The 18,548-nt window shown below is 57.8% G+C and carries 17 protein-coding genes; 11 read left to right on the top strand and 6 right to left on the bottom strand.

Annotation, left to right across the window (positions count from 1 at the left end):
• Positions 1-5: 5 nt before the first annotated feature.
• From uvrD to corA, 3 genes are all read left to right on the top strand, one after another.
• Positions 6-2,168, top strand: coding sequence for a DNA helicase II (gene uvrD / locus AB1E37_RS24510; RefSeq protein ID WP_002883398.1), 2,163 nt, complete (start codon positions 6-8; stop codon positions 2,166-2,168).
• Between the two features lie 148 nt (positions 2,169-2,316).
• The gene (ysgD, locus tag AB1E37_RS24505) at positions 2,317-2,373 is read left to right on the top strand and encodes a YsgD/CorL family protein (RefSeq protein ID WP_349815745.1); all 57 of its coding nucleotides are present in this window, start codon (positions 2,317-2,319) and stop codon (positions 2,371-2,373) included.
• Between the two features lie 150 nt (positions 2,374-2,523).
• The gene (gene corA, locus AB1E37_RS24500; protein ID WP_002883400.1) at positions 2,524-3,474 is read left to right on the top strand and encodes a magnesium/cobalt transporter CorA; all 951 of its coding nucleotides are present in this window, start codon (positions 2,524-2,526) and stop codon (positions 3,472-3,474) included.
• A gap of 43 nt (positions 3,475-3,517) precedes the next feature.
• Here the strand turns inward: corA and rarD are convergent, their stop codons facing one another.
• Positions 3,518-4,411, bottom strand: coding sequence for an EamA family transporter RarD (gene rarD / locus AB1E37_RS24495; RefSeq protein ID WP_004187777.1), 894 nt, complete (start codon positions 4,409-4,411; stop codon positions 3,518-3,520).
• A gap of 48 nt (positions 4,412-4,459) precedes the next feature.
• Entirely contained in the window at positions 4,460-4,924 is a 465-nt protein-coding gene (yigI, locus tag AB1E37_RS24490; RefSeq protein WP_002883404.1) for an acyl-CoA thioesterase YigI, read from the bottom strand.
• Positions 4,925-5,076: 152 nt separating this feature from the next.
• On the opposite strand from yigI, the gene pldA reads away from it, so the two are divergent.
• The 3 genes from pldA to rhtC all read left to right on the top strand — a co-directional run bounded on the left by pldA (position 5,077) and on the right by rhtC (position 8,513).
• Positions 5,077-5,937, top strand: a complete 861-nt coding sequence (pldA, locus tag AB1E37_RS24485) for a phospholipase A (RefSeq protein WP_002883408.1) — start codon at positions 5,077-5,079, stop codon at positions 5,935-5,937.
• A 67-nt stretch (positions 5,938-6,004) separates the two neighbouring features.
• A complete protein-coding gene (gene recQ, locus AB1E37_RS24480; RefSeq protein ID WP_004152055.1) occupies positions 6,005-7,831 on the top strand; it encodes an ATP-dependent DNA helicase RecQ in 1,827 nt (608 codons plus the stop codon).
• Between the two features lie 61 nt (positions 7,832-7,892).
• Positions 7,893-8,513, top strand: a complete 621-nt coding sequence (rhtC, locus tag AB1E37_RS24475; protein WP_004152056.1) for a threonine export protein RhtC — start codon at positions 7,893-7,895, stop codon at positions 8,511-8,513.
• Between the two features lie 44 nt (positions 8,514-8,557).
• Here the strand turns inward: rhtC and AB1E37_RS24470 are convergent, their stop codons facing one another.
• Positions 8,558-9,478 carry an Rpn family recombination-promoting nuclease/putative transposase gene (locus AB1E37_RS24470; protein WP_004901884.1) on the bottom strand — a complete coding sequence of 307 codons (921 nt, stop codon included), beginning with the start codon at positions 9,476-9,478 and terminating at the stop codon, positions 8,558-8,560.
• Positions 9,479-9,640: 162 nt separating this feature from the next.
• Positions 9,641-10,261: a homoserine/homoserine lactone efflux protein gene (gene rhtB / locus AB1E37_RS24465; RefSeq protein ID WP_004181651.1), complete on the bottom strand. Its 621-nt coding sequence runs from the start codon at positions 10,259-10,261 to the stop codon at positions 9,641-9,643.
• Between the two features lie 109 nt (positions 10,262-10,370).
• On the opposite strand from rhtB, the gene pldB reads away from it, so the two are divergent.
• From pldB to AB1E37_RS24450, 3 genes are all read left to right on the top strand, one after another.
• Positions 10,371-11,363, top strand: a complete 993-nt coding sequence (gene pldB, locus AB1E37_RS24460) for a lysophospholipase L2 (protein WP_002883412.1) — start codon at positions 10,371-10,373, stop codon at positions 11,361-11,363.
• A gap of 44 nt (positions 11,364-11,407) precedes the next feature.
• Positions 11,408-12,208 carry a sugar/pyridoxal phosphate phosphatase YigL gene (gene yigL / locus AB1E37_RS24455; protein ID WP_029884314.1) on the top strand — a complete coding sequence of 267 codons (801 nt, stop codon included), beginning with the start codon at positions 11,408-11,410 and terminating at the stop codon, positions 12,206-12,208.
• Between the two features lie 88 nt (positions 12,209-12,296).
• Positions 12,297-13,196 carry a carboxylate/amino acid/amine transporter gene (locus AB1E37_RS24450; protein ID WP_002883414.1) on the top strand — a complete coding sequence of 300 codons (900 nt, stop codon included), beginning with the start codon at positions 12,297-12,299 and terminating at the stop codon, positions 13,194-13,196.
• Here the strand turns inward: AB1E37_RS24450 and metR are convergent.
• Complete coding sequence (gene metR / locus AB1E37_RS24445) at positions 13,084-14,037, bottom strand: HTH-type transcriptional regulator MetR (RefSeq protein WP_002883415.1); 954 nt, start codon at positions 14,035-14,037, stop codon at positions 13,084-13,086. The genes AB1E37_RS24450 and metR overlap by 113 nt on opposite strands.
• Positions 14,038-14,284: 247 nt before the next feature.
• Here metR and metE point away from each other — a divergent pair, with 247 nt between their 5' ends.
• Complete coding sequence (gene metE / locus AB1E37_RS24440) at positions 14,285-16,549, top strand: 5-methyltetrahydropteroyltriglutamate--homocysteine S-methyltransferase (RefSeq protein ID WP_002883416.1); 2,265 nt, start codon at positions 14,285-14,287, stop codon at positions 16,547-16,549.
• Positions 16,550-16,607: 58 nt separating this feature from the next.
• Here the strand turns inward: metE and AB1E37_RS24435 are convergent, their stop codons facing one another.
• Positions 16,608-17,420 carry a dienelactone hydrolase family protein gene (locus AB1E37_RS24435; protein WP_004901889.1) on the bottom strand — a complete coding sequence of 271 codons (813 nt, stop codon included), beginning with the start codon at positions 17,418-17,420 and terminating at the stop codon, positions 16,608-16,610.
• A 272-nt stretch (positions 17,421-17,692) separates the two neighbouring features.
• On the opposite strand from AB1E37_RS24435, the gene udp reads away from it, so the two are divergent.
• Positions 17,693-18,454 carry a uridine phosphorylase gene (udp, locus tag AB1E37_RS24430; RefSeq protein ID WP_002883419.1) on the top strand — a complete coding sequence of 254 codons (762 nt, stop codon included), beginning with the start codon at positions 17,693-17,695 and terminating at the stop codon, positions 18,452-18,454.
• Positions 18,455-18,548: the final 94 nt, after the last annotated feature.

The raw sequence follows: 18,548 nt of genomic DNA, 5'->3' as shown, positions 1-18,548 counted from the left end.
TGCCAATGGACGTTTCTTACCTGCTCGACAGCCTTAATGACAAACAGCGTGAAGCCGTAGCGGCCTCGCGCACCAATATGCTGGTTCTGGCAGGGGCGGGCAGTGGTAAGACGCGCGTTCTGGTGCACCGTATCGCCTGGCTGCTGAGCGTGGAGAACTGTTCCCCGTATTCCATTATGGCGGTGACCTTTACCAACAAAGCGGCGGCGGAGATGCGTCACCGTATCGGCCAGCTGATGGGCACCACCCAGGGCGGCATGTGGGTGGGCACCTTCCACGGCCTGGCGCACCGTTTGCTGCGCGCGCACCATCTGGATGCCAACCTGCCGCAGGACTTCCAAATCCTCGACAGCGAAGACCAGCTGCGTCTGCTGAAGCGTCTGATTAAGGCGATGAACCTCGATGAGAAACAGTGGCCGCCGCGCCAGGCAATGTGGTACATCAACAGCCAGAAAGATGAAGGACTGCGCCCGCATCATATTCAGAGCTACGGCAACCCGGTCGAGCAGACCTGGCAGAAGGTCTATCAGGCCTATCAGGAAGCCTGCGACCGCGCCGGGCTGGTGGACTTCGCCGAGCTGCTGCTGCGCGCCCACGAGCTGTGGCTGAACAAACCGCATATCCTGCAGCACTACCGCGAGCGCTTCACCAATATCCTCGTCGATGAATTCCAGGATACCAACAACATTCAGTACGCCTGGATCCGCCTGCTGGCGGGCGATACCGGCAAGGTAATGATCGTCGGCGATGACGATCAGTCTATCTATGGCTGGCGCGGCGCGCAGGTCGAGAACATTCAGCGCTTCCTTAACGACTTCCCCGGCGCGGAAACTATTCGCCTGGAGCAGAACTATCGTTCAACCAGCAATATTCTTAGCGCTGCCAACGCCCTGATTGAAAACAACAACGGGCGCCTGGGCAAAAAGCTGTGGACCGACGGCGCCGACGGCGAGCCGATTTCGCTGTACTGCGCCTTCAACGATCTCGACGAAGCGCGCTTTGTGGTGAACCGAATTAAAACCTGGCAGGAGAACGGCGGCGCGCTGGAGCAATGCGCCATTCTCTATCGCAGTAACGCCCAGTCGCGTGTGCTGGAAGAGGCCCTCCTGCAGGCCAGCATGCCGTACCGTATCTACGGCGGCATGCGCTTCTTCGAGCGTCAGGAAATCAAAGACGCGCTCTCTTACCTGCGCCTTATCGCCAACCGCAACGACGACGCGGCCTTTGAGCGCGTAGTCAATACGCCGACCCGCGGCATTGGCGACCGCACGCTGGACGTGGTGCGCCAGACGTCGCGCGATCGCCAGCTGACGCTATGGCAGGCCAGTCGCGAGCTATTGAAAGAAAAAGCGCTGGCCGGTCGCGCCGCCAGCGCCCTGCAGCGCTTTATGGAGCTGATTGACGCGCTGGCGCAGGAGACCACCGATATGCCGCTGCACGTTCAGACCGATCGGGTGATTAAAGACTCCGGCCTGCGCGCGATGTACGAGCAGGAGAAAGGCGAGAAGGGCCAGACCCGTATTGAAAACTTAGAGGAGCTGGTGACGGCGACGCGCCAGTTCAGCTACAACGAAGAAGATGAAGATCTGATGCCGCTGCAGGCGTTCCTCTCCCACGCCGCGCTGGAAGCGGGCGAGGGGCAGGCGGACACCTGGCAGGACGCGGTTCAGCTGATGACCCTGCACTCGGCGAAAGGGCTGGAGTTCCCGCAGGTGTTCATCGTCGGCGTCGAAGAAGGGATGTTCCCGAGCCAGATGGCCCTTGATGAAGGCGGCCGCCTGGAGGAGGAGCGTCGCCTGGCCTACGTCGGCGTAACGCGCGCCATGCAGAAGCTGACGCTGACCTATGCGGAAACCCGCCGTCTGTACGGGAAAGAGGTTTATCACCGCCCGTCGCGCTTTATCGGCGAGCTGCCGCAGGAGTGCGTAGAAGAAGTGCGTCTGCGAGCCACGGTGAGCCGCCCGGTAAACCATCAGCGACTGGGCGCGCCGATTGCCGAGAGCGATACCGGCTACAAGTTAGGCCAGCGCGTACGGCATCCGAAGTTTGGCGAAGGCACTATTGTCAACCTCGAAGGCAGCGGCGAGCACAGCCGGCTGCAGGTGGCTTTTCAGGGCCAGGGAATCAAATGGCTGGTGGCGGCTTACGCCCGGCTGGAGGCAGTGTAACTTTAAGAAAAATATCATTATTTTGTAATATTCTGCTACCTTTATACGTTAAGGCGCCTGATTTGCGCTTTCGCGTTCCGTTGCGTGTTGACGCCGATTTTGCGCTGGCGTAACATGCGCGCACGATTACGCTAAGAGGACATTCGCCTTGGACACACCCAGTAGATGCTGGCTCAACTTCCTGTCATTCAGGAACAACTCCTAAGGCTATCCTCTTATGCTGATAGCCTTAGCGGTTGTCAGCGACCTGCCCCATTCCCGTCGCGCTGAGTCAGGCTTAATGGTCTGAAACCCAATTTGTTTCTGTGTGCCCACCGAACTGTCCGATAATTTTTTTGCATTGGGAGTCCCGGTCATGCTGAGCGCATTTCAACTGGAAAACAATCGTTTAACGCGCCTGGAAGCCGATGAGATCAAACACCTCGCCAGCTCGGTGTGGGTCGATCTGGTCGAGCCTGACGACGATGAGCGAAGCCGCGTGCAGACGGAACTGGGTCAAAACCTGGCGACGCGCCCGGAACTGGAAGATATCGAAGCCTCCGCGCGTTTCTTTGAAGATGAAGACGGGTTACACATCCACTCGTTCTTCTTTTTTGAAGATGCCGACGATCACGCCGGCAACTCTACCGTGGCGTTTACCATCCGCGAAGGCCGCCTGTTCACGCTGCGCGAGCGCGAACTACCCGCTTTCCGCCTCTACCGTATGCGCGTGCGTAACCAGACGCTGGTCGACGGCAACGCCTACGAACTGCTGCTCGACCTGTTCGAGACCAAAATCGAGCAGCTGGCGGATGAAATTGAAAACATCTACAGCGACCTGGAAAAGCTGAGCCGCGTCATTATGGAAGGCCATCAGGGCGACGAGTACGACGAAGCGCTGTCGACGCTGGCGGAACTGGAAGATATCGGCTGGAAGGTGCGCCTCTGTCTGATGGATACCCAGCGCGCGCTGAACTTCCTCGTGCGCAAGGCGCGCCTGCCGGCGGGCCAGCTGGAGCAGGCGCGGGAGATCCTGCGCGATATCGAATCTCTGCTGCCGCACAACGAATCGCTGTTCCAGAAGGTGAACTTCCTGATGCAGGCGGCGATGGGTTTTATCAATATCGAGCAGAACCGCATTATCAAGATCTTCTCGGTGGTCTCGGTGGTATTCCTGCCGCCAACTCTGGTGGCCTCCAGTTACGGGATGAACTTTGAATTTATGCCGGAACTACACTGGAGCTTTGGTTATCCGGGAGCCATCGTGTTTATGATGCTGGCCGGCCTGGCGCCATATCTCTACTTCAAGCGTAAAAACTGGCTGTAAAAAAAGGGAGCGTCGGCTCCCTTCTTTACTGGCTGATGCAGGCTTAGCCTCTGCGCAACCGGCGCTGGGTATACAGCGCATCGACGATAAACACCGCCAGCGCGACCCAGATAAAGCCAAAGGTCACCATTTTATCCTTGCCCGGCACTTCGCCGTAGAACGTCACCGCCAGCAGGAACATCAGCGTTGGGCCGATGTACTGGAAAAAGCCCAGCGTGGAGAGCCGCAGACGCGTTGCCGCCCCGGTAAAGCACAGCAAAGGGATGGTGGTCACCACGCCCGCGGCCATCAGCAGCAGATTGAGCGACCAAGGGTTCTCGCCCATATGGCTGGTCGGGCTGTCGGTGATGCCGAACAACCAGATTGCCGCCACCGGCAGCAGCCACAGCGTTTCCACCAGCATGCCGGTTTGCGCATCGACAGCAATTTTCTTTCGCACCAGGCCGTAAAAGGCAAAACTGAAAGCCAGCCCAAGACCGATTATCGGCAGCGAACCAAAGGTCCACAGCTGGACCAGCACGCCGCAAAAGGCGAGGAGCACCGCCAGCCACTGCAGACGACGGAAGCGTTCGCCGAGGAAAATCATCCCCAACAAAATATTCACCAGCGGGTTGATAAAGTAGCCGAGGCTGGCTTCCAGCATATGGTGGTTATTCACCGCCCAGATGAACAACAGCCAGTTACCGCCGACCAGCACTGCCGAGAGCGCCAGCAGGAAGATCTTGCGCGGCGTTTTCAGCAGCTTTTTCACCTGTGGCCACTGGCGGCTGACGCTGATGAGCGCCACCATGAAGAAGAAAGACCAGATCACGCGATGGGTTAGAATTTCATCGGCGGGAACATAGTAGATAAGTTTGAAGTACGCTGGCGCGATACCCCAGATAAAGTAGGCGGCGAGGGCCAGAATGATCCCCAACCGCGTCTGTTTCGCATCCATCGGTAAAATCCATTGCCAAAGAGAGTGATGTTACTCGATTTTGGCCAATCAACCCACCATATAGGTGGCCGTTGCGCTGGCAATATAGACCTGAGCTTCGTTATGCAGTTCCACGCGGGCAACCGCCACTTTATTGCCGGCGCGCAGCAGGGTGCTGGTGGCGGTAAAACGTTCGCCGCGGCCCGGACGCAGATAGTCCACGCGCAGGTCGATGGTTCCCATACGGGAAAGCCGTTGGCGCAACTCTTCTTCGTTGATGGTGTCATGGCGGGTAAGGGTACTGCCGACGCAGACCAGGCCAGCGGCAACGTCCAGCGCGGAGGCGATCACCCCGCCATGCAGAATGCTTTGCGCCCAGTTGCCGACCATCATCGGCTGATTATTAAAGCTAAGCTGGGCAAACGCTTTTTCGTAGCGTTCCAGTTCGAGACCGAGGGCGCGGTTAAACGGCATGTGATAGACGAAAATCTCCCCTACCAGTTTCAGGGCTGCTTCGGCAGTAAGTTCAGACATAACACCGGTTCCATTCGTTAATAAAATGTTGATTTTATGCTTCTAAAATATTGATTTCCACTTTCGGAGCGGATTAGGGGGCAGGTGATTAATAAACAGGTAGAATGGCTTCAGGTTAAACAAAAATAAAAACTATTTTTCAGGAGACCAGCATGCGTATCTCTTTGGCCTGCCTGGTGGCGCTGTGCGCGCTACCGGCCGGTGTTATGGCGCAGGACGCGTCGGTACACGACAAACCGGCAGTGCGCGGCAGCATTATCGCCAACCTGCTCCAGGACCATGATAATCCTTTCCTGCTCTACCCTTATGAGAGCAACTATCTGCTCTATACGTGGACCAGCGACCTCAATAAAGAGGCGATCCGCAGCTATGACTGGGCCGAAAATGCCCGTAAAGATGAAGTGAAGTTTCAGCTAAGCCTGGCGTTCCCGCTGTGGCGCGGTATCCTGGGCGATAATTCGCTGCTGGGCGCGTCCTATACCCAGAAATCCTGGTGGCAGCTCTCTAACAGCAAAGAGTCGGCGCCGTTTCGCGAAACCAATTATGAACCCCAGCTGTTTTTGGGCTTTGCGACCGACTACCAGTTTGCCGGCTGGACGCTGCGCGATATCGAGATGGGGTATAACCACGACTCGAATGGGCGTTCCGACCCCACCTCGCGCAGCTGGAATCGGCTTTATGCCCGCCTGATGGCGCAAAACGGTAACTGGCTGGTGGAAGTGAAGCCCTGGTATGTGGTGGGCAACACCGATGATAACCCGGATATCACCAAATATATGGGCTATTACCGGCTGAAGGTGGGCTACCAGCTGGGAGAGGCGATCCTCAGCGCGCAGGGGCAATACAACTGGAACACCGGCTACGGCGGGGCGGAACTTGGCGTGAGCTATCCCATTACCAAACATGTTCGCGCCTATACGCAGATCTACAGCGGCTATGGCGAGTCGCTTATCGACTATAACTTTAACCAAACGCGCGTCGGCGTCGGGCTAATGCTCAACGATCTGTTTTAATCGTTGCACTCTGGCTCGCAGGCGCTGAAAATAGCGCCTGTTTTCTTTTCAGGCAAATGGGGTCAACGTGGCACAGGCGGAAGTATTAAATCAGGAATCGCTGGCTAAGCAGGTTTTACAAGAGACCTTCGGCTACCAGCAGTTCCGTCCTGGCCAGGAAACGATTATCGAGACGGCGCTCGAAGGCCGGGACTGCCTGGTGGTCATGCCGACCGGTGGCGGCAAGTCGCTGTGCTATCAGGTGCCGGCGCTGGTCATGGGCGGTCTGACGGTCGTGGTCTCACCGCTGATCTCGCTGATGAAGGACCAGGTCGATCAGCTGCTGGCCAACGGCGTGGCGGCGGCTTGTCTGAACTCGACGCAAAGCCGCGAGCAGCAGCAGGAGGTGATGGCCGGCTGCCGCAGCGGGCAGGTTCGTCTGCTGTATATCGCGCCGGAACGGCTGATGCTGGATAATTTTCTTGAGCATCTGGCGAACTGGAACCTGGCGATGCTGGCGGTAGACGAGGCGCACTGTATCTCGCAATGGGGCCATGACTTCCGTCCGGAATATGCCGCGCTGGGCCAGCTGCGTCAGCGGATGCCGCAGATCCCGTTTATGGCGTTGACCGCCACCGCCGATGATACCACCCGCCGCGATATCGTCCGCCTGCTGGGGCTTAACGATCCGCTGATTCAGGTCAGCAGCTTCGACCGTCCAAACATCCGCTATATGCTGATGGAGAAATTCAAGCCGCTCGATCAGCTGATGCGCTACGTTCAGGATCAGCGCGGCAAATCGGGCATTATCTACTGCAACAGCCGTTCGAAAGTGGAAGACACCGCCGCCAGGCTGCAAAGCCGCGGTATTAGCGCGGCGGCTTACCATGCCGGTCTGGAAAACGACGTGCGCGCCGAGGTGCAGGAGAAATTCCAGCGCGACGATCTGCAGATCGTGGTGGCGACGGTGGCCTTCGGGATGGGCATTAACAAGCCGAACGTCCGCTTTGTGGTGCATTTTGATATTCCGCGCAATATAGAATCCTACTATCAGGAGACCGGCCGCGCCGGGCGTGATGGCCTGCCGGCGGAAGCGATGCTGTTTTACGATCCGGCGGATATGGCGTGGCTGCGCCGCTGTCTGGAAGAAAAACCCGCCGGGCCGCTACAGGATATCGAACGGCATAAGCTGAATGCGATGGGGGCGTTTGCCGAAGCGCAGACCTGTCGCCGTCTGGTGCTGCTGAACTATTTTGGCGAAGGGCGTCAGGAGCCGTGCGGCAACTGCGATATCTGTCTTGACCCGCCAAAGCAGTACGATGGCTTAATGGACGCCCGCAAGGCGCTTTCAACGATTTACCGGGTCAATCAACGCTTCGGAATGGGTTACGTGGTGGAGGTCCTGCGCGGGGCCAACAACCAGCGCATCCGAGAGATGGGCCACGATAAGCTGCCGGTTTACGGTATCGGCCGGGAGCAAAGTCACGAGCACTGGGTGAGCGTGATCCGCCAGCTGATTCACCTTGGGCTGGTGACGCAGAATATCGCCCAGCACTCCGCGCTGCAGCTGACCGAAGCCGCGCGACCGGTGCTGCGTGGCGAAGTGCCGCTGCAGCTCGCCGTGCCGCGTATCGTGGCGCTGAAGCCAAAGGCGATGCAGAAATCCTTTGGCGGCAATTACGACCGTAAACTGTTCGCCAAGCTGCGTAAATTACGTAAAGCGATCGCCGACGAAGAGAACATCCCGCCATATGTGGTCTTCAACGACGCGACGCTTATCGAGATGGCCGAACAATCGCCGCTGACCGCCGGCGAGATGCTCAGCGTCAACGGCGTGGGGACACGCAAGCTCGAGCGTTTCGGGAAGCCGTTTATGGCGCTGATCCGGGCGCATGTTGATGGCGACGATGAGTAGTCAGCTGGCTGAAAAAGTGCCAGAATAGTTTCTCTCTTCATTATTTTCCTGCGAGTTAACTATGCTGATGCTTTTCCTCACCGTGGCGCTGGTGCATATCATTGCGCTGATGAGCCCGGGGCCGGACTTTTTCTTTGTCTCACAAACGGCCATCAGCCGCTCGCGCAGAGAGGCGATGATGGGTGTGCTGGGGATCACCTGCGGCGTCATGGTCTGGGCGGGAGTGGCGCTGCTCGGCCTGAACCTGATCCTCGCCCGGATGGCGTGGCTGCATAACATTATAATGGTCGGCGGGGGCCTGTATCTATGCTGGATGGGCTACCAGATGCTGCGTGGCGCGCTGAAAAAAGAGAAGGTGGCCTCGGCGGAGCCGCAGGTGGAGCTGGCCCGCAGCGGACGCAGCTTCGTGAAGGGATTGCTGACCAATCTGGCGAATCCGAAAGCAATTATCTACTTCGGCTCGGTGTTTTCGCTGTTCGTGGGTGACAGCGTCGGCGCCGGCGCGCGCTGGGGCATTTTCCTGCTGATTATCGTTGAGACGCTGGCCTGGTTTATGGTGGTTGCCAGCCTGTTCGCCCTGCCGGGGATGCGCCGCGGCTATCAGCGGATGGCGAAGTGGATCGACGGTATCGCCGGTACGCTGTTTGCGGGCTTCGGCATCCACCTGATTATCTCGCGTTAACCGGCATGCTGTTTCCCACCCGGTTGTTTCCGGGTGGGAAAGTATCAGTGGCGAAGCCGCTGCAGCTCGTCTTCAGACAGACCGGTCATTTCCATAATCGCCTGGTCATCAATACCGCGACTGCGCATCGCTTCGGCAACCTGCACCAGAGCCTGGTGTTTCCCTTCTTTTATGCCTTGCTGTACGCCTTCCCTGATGCCTTTCTCCATACCTTCTGCAAGCCATGTTTCCGCCAGCGTCATCAGTAATCCTCCATGCTGCGGCACGCGCTGTGCCAGCCCGTACAAGAGTGTCCGAGTATCTTCGGCATCCCCTGCCTGAGCCATATAGTTTACCAATACGGTGATTTGTTGTCCGCTCATCTGCTCCAGCATTAAGAGGTGGGTCAACTTATCCAGCAATTGCGCCATATCGCGCTGGCGGATGTGCTTTTGCACCAGCGTCAGGGCTGCCATGCTGCGGTGCTGCATGATGTCGTCGTCGGGGATCACCGTGATATCGACCAGCGGAAACGCCCCGCTATACAGCTGGCTGGCGGTCTCAGGATCGGCAAAATTATCCAGCCAGCGCATCGACCAGGGATAGGGGCTGCGTCGTCCCTGATAGAAGAGAATAGGGATAACCAGAGGCAGCGTTTTATGGCCGCTCTCCAGGTGCCGCTGCATGGCGGCGATGGCATAGCGCATTAAGCGAAAGGCCATCAGCTTATCGGGTGCGCTCTGGTGCTCGATCAGAACATGGACATAGCCCGCACCGCGGGTGGTTTCCAGCGAATATAGGATATCGCTGTAGTAAGGCCTGAGATCGTCTTCAAGAAAGCTGCCGGATTCCAGACGCAGGGTGTCCAGTTTGCAGATCTGTGTTAACGACGGAGGCAGGTGGAGCTCGATAAAATCGCGCGCCGTCTCTACCCGTGAGAGAAAAGTTTTAAATACCGCATCATGAGGGGTCGCCGTTTCCGCCATTGCCGTTCATCCATGAATCACGTATCTGGCGGCATCCTGGCACGGCGGGTTCAGCGCCGACAGCGGGCAAAAAAATTAATTACCCACTTTGCGCGCCGGCTCGCGCAGAGAGAAAGCGTCGTTCACCTGGCGAGCCTCTCTTTGCGAGCGAGATTCCATGATTCAGGCATGGCGGGCGGAGGCGAGCAGCGCCCCGACCAGCATAAACAGTGAACCAAAGACTTTGTTCAACGCCTTCATCTGCTTTGGCCCTTTGATCCATGCGGAAATGCGCTGCGCCAGGGTCGCATAGCCAATCATCACAATGATATCGACGACGATGGTGGTGACGCCCAGAACGATATATTGCATCACCTGCGGCTGGTGCGGCAGGATAAACTGCGGAAACAGGGCGGCCAGAAAAACAATGCTTTTGGGATTGGTGAGATTTACGAACACCGCGCGCTGAAACAGTTTGCCGCGCGTCTGCGCCTTCGCCAGCGTATTCAGGTCGATCGCCCCTGCCGCCCGCCATTGCTGGATACCCAGCCAGATCAGGTAGGCGGCGCCGGCCCATTTCAGCACCTCAAAGGCCAGCACCGAGCGGGAGAAGAGAGTGCCGAGACCAACGCCAACCAGCACGATATGAATGGCCAGCCCAGTCTGCAAACCGGCAATCGACGCCGCCGCGCCGCGGTATCCGTGGTTAATGGAAGTGGTCATGGTATTAATCGCTCCGGAACCCGGCGACAGGCTGAGAATAATTGATGTCAGCAGGTAGGCGAACCACCACTCAATGGTCATGAGAAACTCCCTGATTGTCTGTTTTTATGCCACAATACGCTATTGTGTCAGCATTGTGTGATACACGGTAAAAAAACGATTTTCAGCGGTTAACAGGGGTGTAAACCCGATGTTTGGGCAGAAAAAGGACTGGGAAACACGAGAAAACGCGTTTGCGGCCTTTAGCATGGGGCCGCTGACGGATTTCTGGCGACAGCGCGAAGAAGCTGAATTTAAAGGCGTCGACGATGTACCGGTACGCTTTGTCCGCTTTTGCGCGCAACATAACGATCGTCTGGTGTTGATTTGCCCCGGGCGCATTGAAAGCTACGTGAAGTATGCTGAAGTGGCCTACGATCTCTTTCACTGCGGCTTTGACGTGATGATCATTGACCATCGCGGGCAGGGACGCTCGGGCCGCCTGCTCTCAGATACCCACCGCGGACACGTGGTTAACTTCAGCGACTATGTTGATGACCTGGCCGCGCTCTGGCAGCAGCAGGTGGTTCCTGGACACTGGCGAAAACGGTTTATCCTTGCCCATTCTATGGGCGGAGCGATTGCCACGCTTTTTCTGCAACGTTACCGGGCGCATTGCGATGCAATAGCGCTCTGCGCGCCGATGTTCGGGATTATCATTCGGCTGCCGGACTGGATGGTGCGCCATATTCTCGACTGGGCTGAGGGCCATCAGCGCATTCGCGAAGAGTATGCTATCGGCACCGGGCGCTGGCGGGCGCTGCCTTTTGCCGTTAACGTGCTGACGCACAGTCGGCAACGCTATCGTCGCAACCTGCGCTTCTATGCCGATGAGCCGCGGCTGCAGGTCGGCGGTCCGACCTGGCACTGGGTGCGTGAGGGCATGCTGGCCGGCGACGAAGTGCTGGCGAATGTGGAAAAAGATACCGCCCCGACGCTGCTTTTACAGGCGGAGGAGGAGCGGGTGGTCGATAATCTGATGCACGACCGCTATTGCGAATTACGGGCCGCTGCCGGCCATCCCTGTGAGGGCGGTAAGCCGCTCGTCATTGAAGGGGCATATCATGAGATCCTTTTTGAAAAGGACGCTATGCGCTCAGTCGCGCTCAATGCCATCGTCGAGTTTTTCAATCGACATACTTAATCCGACGATAACGCTCGTCGCCCTGCTTAGAGGTTAACTTTTTTATGTACCAGGTTGTTGCGTCTGATTTAGACGGCACGCTGCTTTCCCCCGATCATTTCCTGACCCCGTATGCCAAAGAGACGCTGAAGCTGCTGACCGCCCGTGGGATCAATTTCGTCTTCGCCACCGGCCGTCACTACATCGACGTCGGGCAAATCCGCGATAATCTCGGCATCCGGTCGTACATGATCACCTCTAACGGCGCCCGCGTTCACGATAGCGATGGTCAGCAAATCTTTGCCCATAACCTCGATCGCGATATTGCCGCCGACCTGTTTGAGATCGTGCGTAACGACCCGAAAATCGTCACTAACGTTTATCGGGAAGACGAGTGGTATATGAACCGCCATCGTCCGGAAGAGATGCGCTTCTTCAAGGAGGCGGTGTTTAACTTCAAGCTGTATGAGCCGGGCGAACTGGATCCGCAGGGGATCAGCAAAGTATTCTTTACCTGCGAGGATCATGAGCATCTGCTGCCGCTGGAGCAGGCGATGAACGCCCGCTGGGGCGATCGGGTGAATGTCAGCTTCTCCACCTTAACCTGCCTGGAAGTCATGGCGGGTGGGGTATCGAAGGGGCATGCGCTGGAGGCGGTGGCGAAGATGCTCGGCTACACTCTTTCCGATTGCATCGCCTTCGGCGACGGTATGAACGACGCTGAGATGCTGTCGATGGCTGGCAAAGGCTGCATCATGGCCAACGCCCACCAGCGGCTGAAGGATCTGCATCCGGAACTGGAAGTGATCGGCAGTAACGCCGACGATGCTGTCCCGCACTACCTGCGTAAGCTATACCTCGACTGAAAAAGATTGACGACTGGCGAATAAGTGTCCAGTCGTCAACCAGACTCTTCGCTACAATGCCTGTTCTTTATCCAACGAGACGACCATTGTGGCGCTGTTAATTATCACCACTATCCTGTGGGCCTTTTCTTTTAGCCTGATTGGCGAATACCTGGCCGGTAGCGTCGACAGCTATTTTTCGGTGCTGATGCGCGTGGGCCTGGCGGCGCTGGTGTTCCTGCCTTTCCTGCGCACGCGCGGCCAGTCTCCGCGCACGATCGTGCTCTATATGCTGGTGGGCGCGATGCAGCTAGGCATCATGTACCTGCTGGCTTTCCGCGCCTATCTCTATCTTACGGTCTCGGAATTTCTGCTGTTTACCGTGTTTACTCCCCTGTATATCACACTGATCTACGACCTGCTCAGCGGACGTAAGCTGCGCTGGGGCTATCTGCTGAGTGCCGCGCTGGCGGTGCTGGGGGCGGCGATTATCCGCTATGACAAAGTCAGCGATCATTTCTGGACCGGGCTGTTACTGGTACAGCTGTCAAACCTCTGCTTCGCCATCGGTATGGTGGGGTATAAGCGTCTGATGGAGGTGCGTCCGATGCCGCAGCACAATGCCTTTGCCTGGTTCTATGTCGGGGCCTTTATCGTGGCGGTGGCGGCGTGGTTTATGCTCGGCAACGCCCAGAAGCTGCCGACCACCACGCTGCAGTGGAGCGTGCTGGTGTGGCTCGGCGTGGTGGCTTCCGGGCTGGGTTACTTTATGTGGAACTATGGCGCCACCCAGGTGGATGCCGGCACGCTGGGGATCATGAATAACGTCCATGTCCCCGCCGGGCTGCTGGTTAACCTTGCCATCTGGCAGGAGCAGCCGCACTGGCCGAGCTTTATTAGCGGAGCGTTGGTGATCCTGGCCTCGCTGTGGGTCCATCGCCGCTGGGTCGCTCCGCACTCCGGACAAACGGCAGATGATCGCAGGCGTGGTTCCGCGCAGAGCGAATAAACGCTTCGGTGACCGGTTGACGCTGTTCGCCATCGCGAACGGCCGCGTACAACCGGCTCCATAATCCCTCACCCAGGGTTTTGGTGACCACCAGGCCCTGGCGTTCAAAGCTTTCCACCACCCAGTGCGGCAGCGCGGCGATGCCCATCCGGGCAGCCACCATCTGAATCAACAACAGCGTGTTATCGACGCTTTTCAGCTGCGGGCTGATGCCGGCCGGCTGCAGGAAGTGGCGCCAGATATCGAGGCGCCCGCGCTGCACGGGATAAATCAACAGCGTTTCCGCGGCCAGATCCTCCGGGGTAACCAGCGTCTTCATAGCTAACGGATGCTCGGGCGCCAGCACCAGACGCACCTCAAAATCAAACATCGGCGAGTAGTGCAGGCCGCTGCGCGGCAGAATATCGGAGGTCATCACCAGATCCAGTTCACCCTGCTGTAGCGCAGGCTGTGGGTCGAAGGTGACGCCGGAATGGAAGTCGACCTCCACATGTGGCCAGCGGGCGCGGAAATTCTCCAGCGCCGGCGTCAGCCACTGAATACAGCTGTGACATTCGATAGCCAGCCTCAGCCGGGTCTGCTGTGGTTCGTTACAGTCCTGCAGGGCACGAGCGATCTGCGGCAGCACCTGGTTGGCCAGCTGTAAGAGGATTTCCCCCTGAGGAGTAAAACGCAGCGGCTGGCTCTTACGCACAAAGAGACGAAAGCCAAGGCGCTGTTCCAGATCGCTGAACTGGTGAGACAAGGCGGACTGGGTCTGGTGCAGGGCCGCTGCCGCACCCGCCAGTGAACCGCTGTTCCGCAACGCTTGCAGCGTTTTCAGATGTTTAATTTCGATCATGAAAGTCCTTCACTTCGCCATGAGCAATTTGCGCTTGAGGAATATACAGTAACTGTCAATTATGGATGTGTAAACATCTGGACGTCTAAAACTCGTCATATTTCGACTTGCAGATGCGTTGGCTGCCTTGCTTACCCCAGTCACTTCCTTCAGTAAGCTCCTGGGGATGCGCATCGTTGCCGCCTTCCGGCAAGCCGAACTATTGAGATTTTTTCTTCAGATTCAATGAAATAAGAGAGGAACAAAAATGACAATTATTAACCACACCCTCGGTTTTCCTCGCGTTGGCCTGCGCCGCGAGCTGAAAAAAGCGCAAGAGAGCTACTGGGCGGGCAACGCCACTCGCGAGGAACTGCTGGCGGTAGGCCGTGAGCTGCGCGCCCGTCACTGGGAGCAGCAGAAACAGGCGGGCGTTGATCTGCTGCCGGTGGGGGATTTCGCCTGGTACGACCATGTTCTGACTACCAGCCTGCTGCTTGGCAACGTGCCGGCTCGTCATCAGAACAAAGACGGATCCATCGACATCGATACCCTGTTCCGCATTGGCCGCGGCCGCGCGCCGACTGGCGAACCGGCCGCCGCTGCGGAAATGACCAAATGGTTTAACACCAACTATCACTATATGGTGCCGGAGTTCGTGAAGGGCCAGCAGTTCAAACTGAGCTGGACCCAACTGCTGGATGAAGTAGACGAAGCGCTGGCGCTGGGCCACAAGATCAAGCCCGTGCTGCTGGGGCCGGTAACCTATCTGTGGCTGGGTAAAGTGAAAGGTGAACCGTTTGACCGCCTGACCCTGCTGAATGCCATCCTGCCGGTTTACCAGCAGGTGCTGGCCGAACTGGCGAAGCGCGGCATCGATTGGGTGCAGATTGATGAACCGGCGCTGGTGCTGGAGCTGCCGCCAGCGTGGCTGGAGGCCTTTCAACCGGCTTATGACGCCCTGCAGGGCCAGGTGAAGCTGCTGCTGACTACCTATTTTGAAGGCGTTAGCGACAATCTCGCGACCATTGCTGCGCTACCGGTCCAGGGGCTGCACGTCGATCTGGTGCACGGCAAAGATGATGTTGCCGAACTGCACAACCGCCTGCCGGCCGACTGGCTGCTGTCCGCGGGCTTGATCAATGGGCGTAACGTCTGGCGCGCCGATCTCACCGAAAAGTATGCGCAAATTAAAGACCTCGTCGGTAAGCGCGAGCTATGGGTCGCGTCATCCTGCTCTCTGCTGCATAGCCCGATCGATCTAAGCGTGGAGACGCGCCTTGATGCGGAAGTGAAGAGCTGGTTTGCCTTCGCGCTGCAGAAATGCGGTGAGCTGGCGCTGCTGCGCGATGCGCTGAACAGCGGCGATACGGCGGCGATTACCGAGTGGAGCGCGCCAATCCAGGCCCGTCGCCATTCGACCCGCGTGCACAACGCGGAGGTGGAAAAACGGCTGGCGGCGATCACTGCTCAGGACAGCCAGCGCGCCAGCCCCTATGAGGTTCGCGCGCAGGCACAGCGCCAGCGCTTTAACCTGCCGAAATGGCCGACCACCACCATCGGGTCATTCCCGCAAACGACCGAGATCCGCGGCCTGCGCCTGGACTTCAAAAAGGGTAACCTTGACGCCAGTCATTATCGGACGGGGATTGCGGAACATATTAAGCAGGCGATCGTCGAGCAGGAGCGGTTAGGTTTAGACGTACTGGTGCACGGGGAGGCCGAGCGGAACGACATGGTGGAATACTTCGGCGAACATCTGGACGGTTTTATCTTCACGCAAAACGGCTGGGTGCAGAGCTATGGTTCCCGCTGCGTGAAGCCGCCGGTGGTGATCGGCGACGTCAGCCGTCCGCAGGCGATCACCGTCGACTGGGCGAAGTACGCGCAGTCGCTGACCGACAAGCCGGTGAAAGGGATGCTCACTGGACCGGTGACCATTCTGTGCTGGTCCTTCCCGCGGGAGGATGTCAGCCGTGAAACCATCGCGAAACAGATTGCGCTGGCCCTGCGTGATGAAGTGGCGGATCTGGAGGCGGCGGGGATCGGCATCATCCAGATTGATGAGCCGGCGCTGCGCGAAGGGTTACCGCTGAAGCGCAGCGACTGGGATGCCTATCTGCAGTGGGGTGTGGAAGCCTTCCGCCTTAATGCTGCGGTCGCCAAAGACGACACGCAGATCCATACTCACATGTGCTATTGCGAGTTCAATGACATCATGGACTCCATTGCCGCGCTGGACGCTGACGTGATCACCATTGAAACCTCGCGGTCCGATATGGAGCTGCTGGAGTCGTTCGAAGCGTTCGAGTACCCCAATGAGATCGGGCCGGGAGTATATGATATTCACTCGCCAAACGTGCCGAGCGTGGAGTGGATCGAAGCGCTGCTGAAGAAAGCTGCGCAGCGTATCCCGGTGGAGCGACTGTGGGTTAACCCGGACTGCGGCCTGAAAACTCGCGGCTGGCCGGAAACCCGCGCCGCGCTGGCGAATATGGTGCAAGCGGCGCGAAATCTGCGCCAGTCCGCCTAATCGTTACGCGAAAAATCAAAAAGGAGGCATTTGCCTCCTTTTTTCATGCTTAGGGCGATTACCCTTTTTTACCGCCATACTGAGCAAACCAGGCGAGCATCCGCTGCCAGCCATCTTTGGCTGACTCTTCATGATAGCTGGCGCGATAGTCGGCGTTAAAGGCATGATCGGCTTCGGGATACACCACGATTTCCGCCGTGGCGTTGGCTGCCCGCAGCGCCTGACGCATAGTCTCGACGGTGTCCTGCGGAATGCTGGCGTCTTTAGCGCCGTACAGACCAAGCACCGGGGCGTTGAGATCGACGGCGATATCTACCGGGTGCTTCGGCGAATTCAGTGATTTTTCTCCCACCAGCTTACCGTACCAGGCCACTGCCGCTTTAAGCTGCGGGTTATGCGCGGCATACAGCCAGGTAATGCGTCCGCCCCAGCAGAAGCCGGTGATCAGCAGACGATGGGCATCGCCGCCGTGGCGCGCCGCCCAGCTGGCGACGTGGTCGAGATCCGCCAGCACCTGCGCGTCCGGCACCTTGCTGACCAGCTCTTTGAACAGGGTCGGGATATCGTGGTACTCATCCGGATCGCCCTGACGGAAGTACAATTCAGGCGCGATAGCCAGATAGCCTTCCTGTGCCAGGCGGCGACAAAGATCGCGAATATGTTCATGCACGCCGAAAATTTCCTGTACCACGATAACGATCGGCAGCGGACCGTCGGCATTTTTCGGGCGGGCGTGGTAGGCCGGCATGTTTTCACCCTGAGAGGGAATCGACGTCTCTCCGGCGATAATATGCTCTTCCGGCGTATGAACGGCGGTTGCGGCGTGTGGTGAAGCTGCAGGTGCGAATCCAGGTTGCTTGGTGGTGGTCATGGTATTCTCCGTACCCTTATTTATTAGCGCATCAGTAACTATAGACCCTTTACCTTTAGTTCGTGCGGTAATAAAGCACAGTGCCTGAAAGCGGCTATCTTTTGTTCTGTGATGATGAATATAACTTGTTAATGTGATGTGTATCACTATTTACTGAAAAACAACTGCAATCATTATTGGTCTTGGTGACTATCATCACAAAATGTTGCCAGGGGCTTCTGTACAGTACCGTTTTGCTTCTGCTGATAATTCGACCCACAGAGGAGTTTTTTATGTCCAAGTCTGATGTTTTTCATCTCGGCCTCACCAAGAACGATTTACAAGGGGCTACGCTGGCTATCGTCCCTGGCGATCCGGAGCGTGTGGAAAAGATCGCCGCGCTGATGGATAAGCCGGTTAAACTGGCATCTCACCGCGAATTTACCTCCTGGCGCGCGGAGCTGGACGGCAAACCAGTGATCGTCTGCTCTACCGGCATCGGCGGCCCGTCGACTTCCATCGCCGTGGAAGAGCTGGCGCAGCTGGGGGTGCGTACCTTCCTGCGTATCGGCACCACCGGCGCGATTCAGCCACATATCAATGTTGGCGATGTGCTGGTGACTACCGCCTCCGTTCGTCTGGACGGCGCCAGCCTGCACTTCGCGCCGATGGAGTTCCCGGCCGTCGCAGACTTCGCCTGTACCACCGCGCTGGTGGAAGCGGCGAAATCAATCGGCGCCACCACCCATATCGGCGTGACTGCCTCCTCGGATACCTTCTACCCGGGCCAGGAGCGTTACGACACCTTCTCCGGCCGCGTGGTGAGCCGCTTCAAGGGCTCAATGGAAGAGTGGCAGGCAATGGGCGTGATGAACTATGAAATGGAATCCGCCACGCTGCTGACCATGTGCGCCAGCCAGGGCCTGCGCGCCGGGATGGTGGCTGGGGTTATCGTGAACCGTACCCAGCAAGAGATCCCTAACGCCGAAACCATGAAGCAAACCGAAAGCCACGCGGTGAAAATCGTCGTGGAAGCGGCGCGTCGTCTGCTGTAACTCAACACTTTCCCTGTCAGGCCGGATCCTCCGGCCTTTCTTTTTTGCGTCGCCTCTCGCAGGAAATTCCTTTTAAACTGGACGTTTGTACAGC

Source organism: Klebsiella sp. Shm-1 (assembly GCF_040804525.1).
GTDB classification, from domain to species: Bacteria; Pseudomonadota; Gammaproteobacteria; order Enterobacterales; family Enterobacteriaceae; genus Klebsiella; species Klebsiella pneumoniae.
Note: the sequence above shows the minus strand (reverse complement) of the source record. Positions and strands in the feature narration are given on the sequence as shown.

Excerpts from the sequence above, each read along its gene's own strand:
- pldB (WP_002883412.1), top strand. The coding sequence starts at position 10,371 with ATGTTTGGGCAGAAAAAGGACTGGGAAACACGAGAAAACGCGTTTGCG.
- pldA (WP_002883408.1), top strand. The coding sequence starts at position 5,077 with ATGCGTATCTCTTTGGCCTGCCTGGTGGCGCTGTGCGCGCTACCGGCC.
- AB1E37_RS24470 (WP_004901884.1), bottom strand. The coding sequence starts at position 9,478 with ATGGCGGAAACGGCGACCCCTCATGATGCGGTATTTAAAACTTTTCTC.
- rhtB (WP_004181651.1), bottom strand. The coding sequence starts at position 10,261 with ATGACCATTGAGTGGTGGTTCGCCTACCTGCTGACATCAATTATTCTC.
- corA (WP_002883400.1), top strand. The coding sequence starts at position 2,524 with ATGCTGAGCGCATTTCAACTGGAAAACAATCGTTTAACGCGCCTGGAA.
- uvrD (WP_002883398.1), top strand. The coding sequence starts at position 6 with ATGGACGTTTCTTACCTGCTCGACAGCCTTAATGACAAACAGCGTGAA.
- rhtC (WP_004152056.1), top strand. The coding sequence starts at position 7,893 with ATGCTGATGCTTTTCCTCACCGTGGCGCTGGTGCATATCATTGCGCTG.
- metE (WP_002883416.1), top strand. The coding sequence starts at position 14,285 with ATGACAATTATTAACCACACCCTCGGTTTTCCTCGCGTTGGCCTGCGC.
- rarD (WP_004187777.1), bottom strand. The coding sequence starts at position 4,411 with ATGGATGCGAAACAGACGCGGTTGGGGATCATTCTGGCCCTCGCCGCC.
- metR (WP_002883415.1), bottom strand. The coding sequence starts at position 14,037 with ATGATCGAAATTAAACATCTGAAAACGCTGCAAGCGTTGCGGAACAGC.
- yigL (WP_029884314.1), top strand. The coding sequence starts at position 11,408 with ATGTACCAGGTTGTTGCGTCTGATTTAGACGGCACGCTGCTTTCCCCC.
- AB1E37_RS24435 (WP_004901889.1), bottom strand. The coding sequence starts at position 17,420 with ATGACCACCACCAAGCAACCTGGATTCGCACCTGCAGCTTCACCACAC.
- yigI (WP_002883404.1), bottom strand. The coding sequence starts at position 4,924 with ATGTCTGAACTTACTGCCGAAGCAGCCCTGAAACTGGTAGGGGAGATT.
- udp (WP_002883419.1), top strand. The coding sequence starts at position 17,693 with ATGTCCAAGTCTGATGTTTTTCATCTCGGCCTCACCAAGAACGATTTA.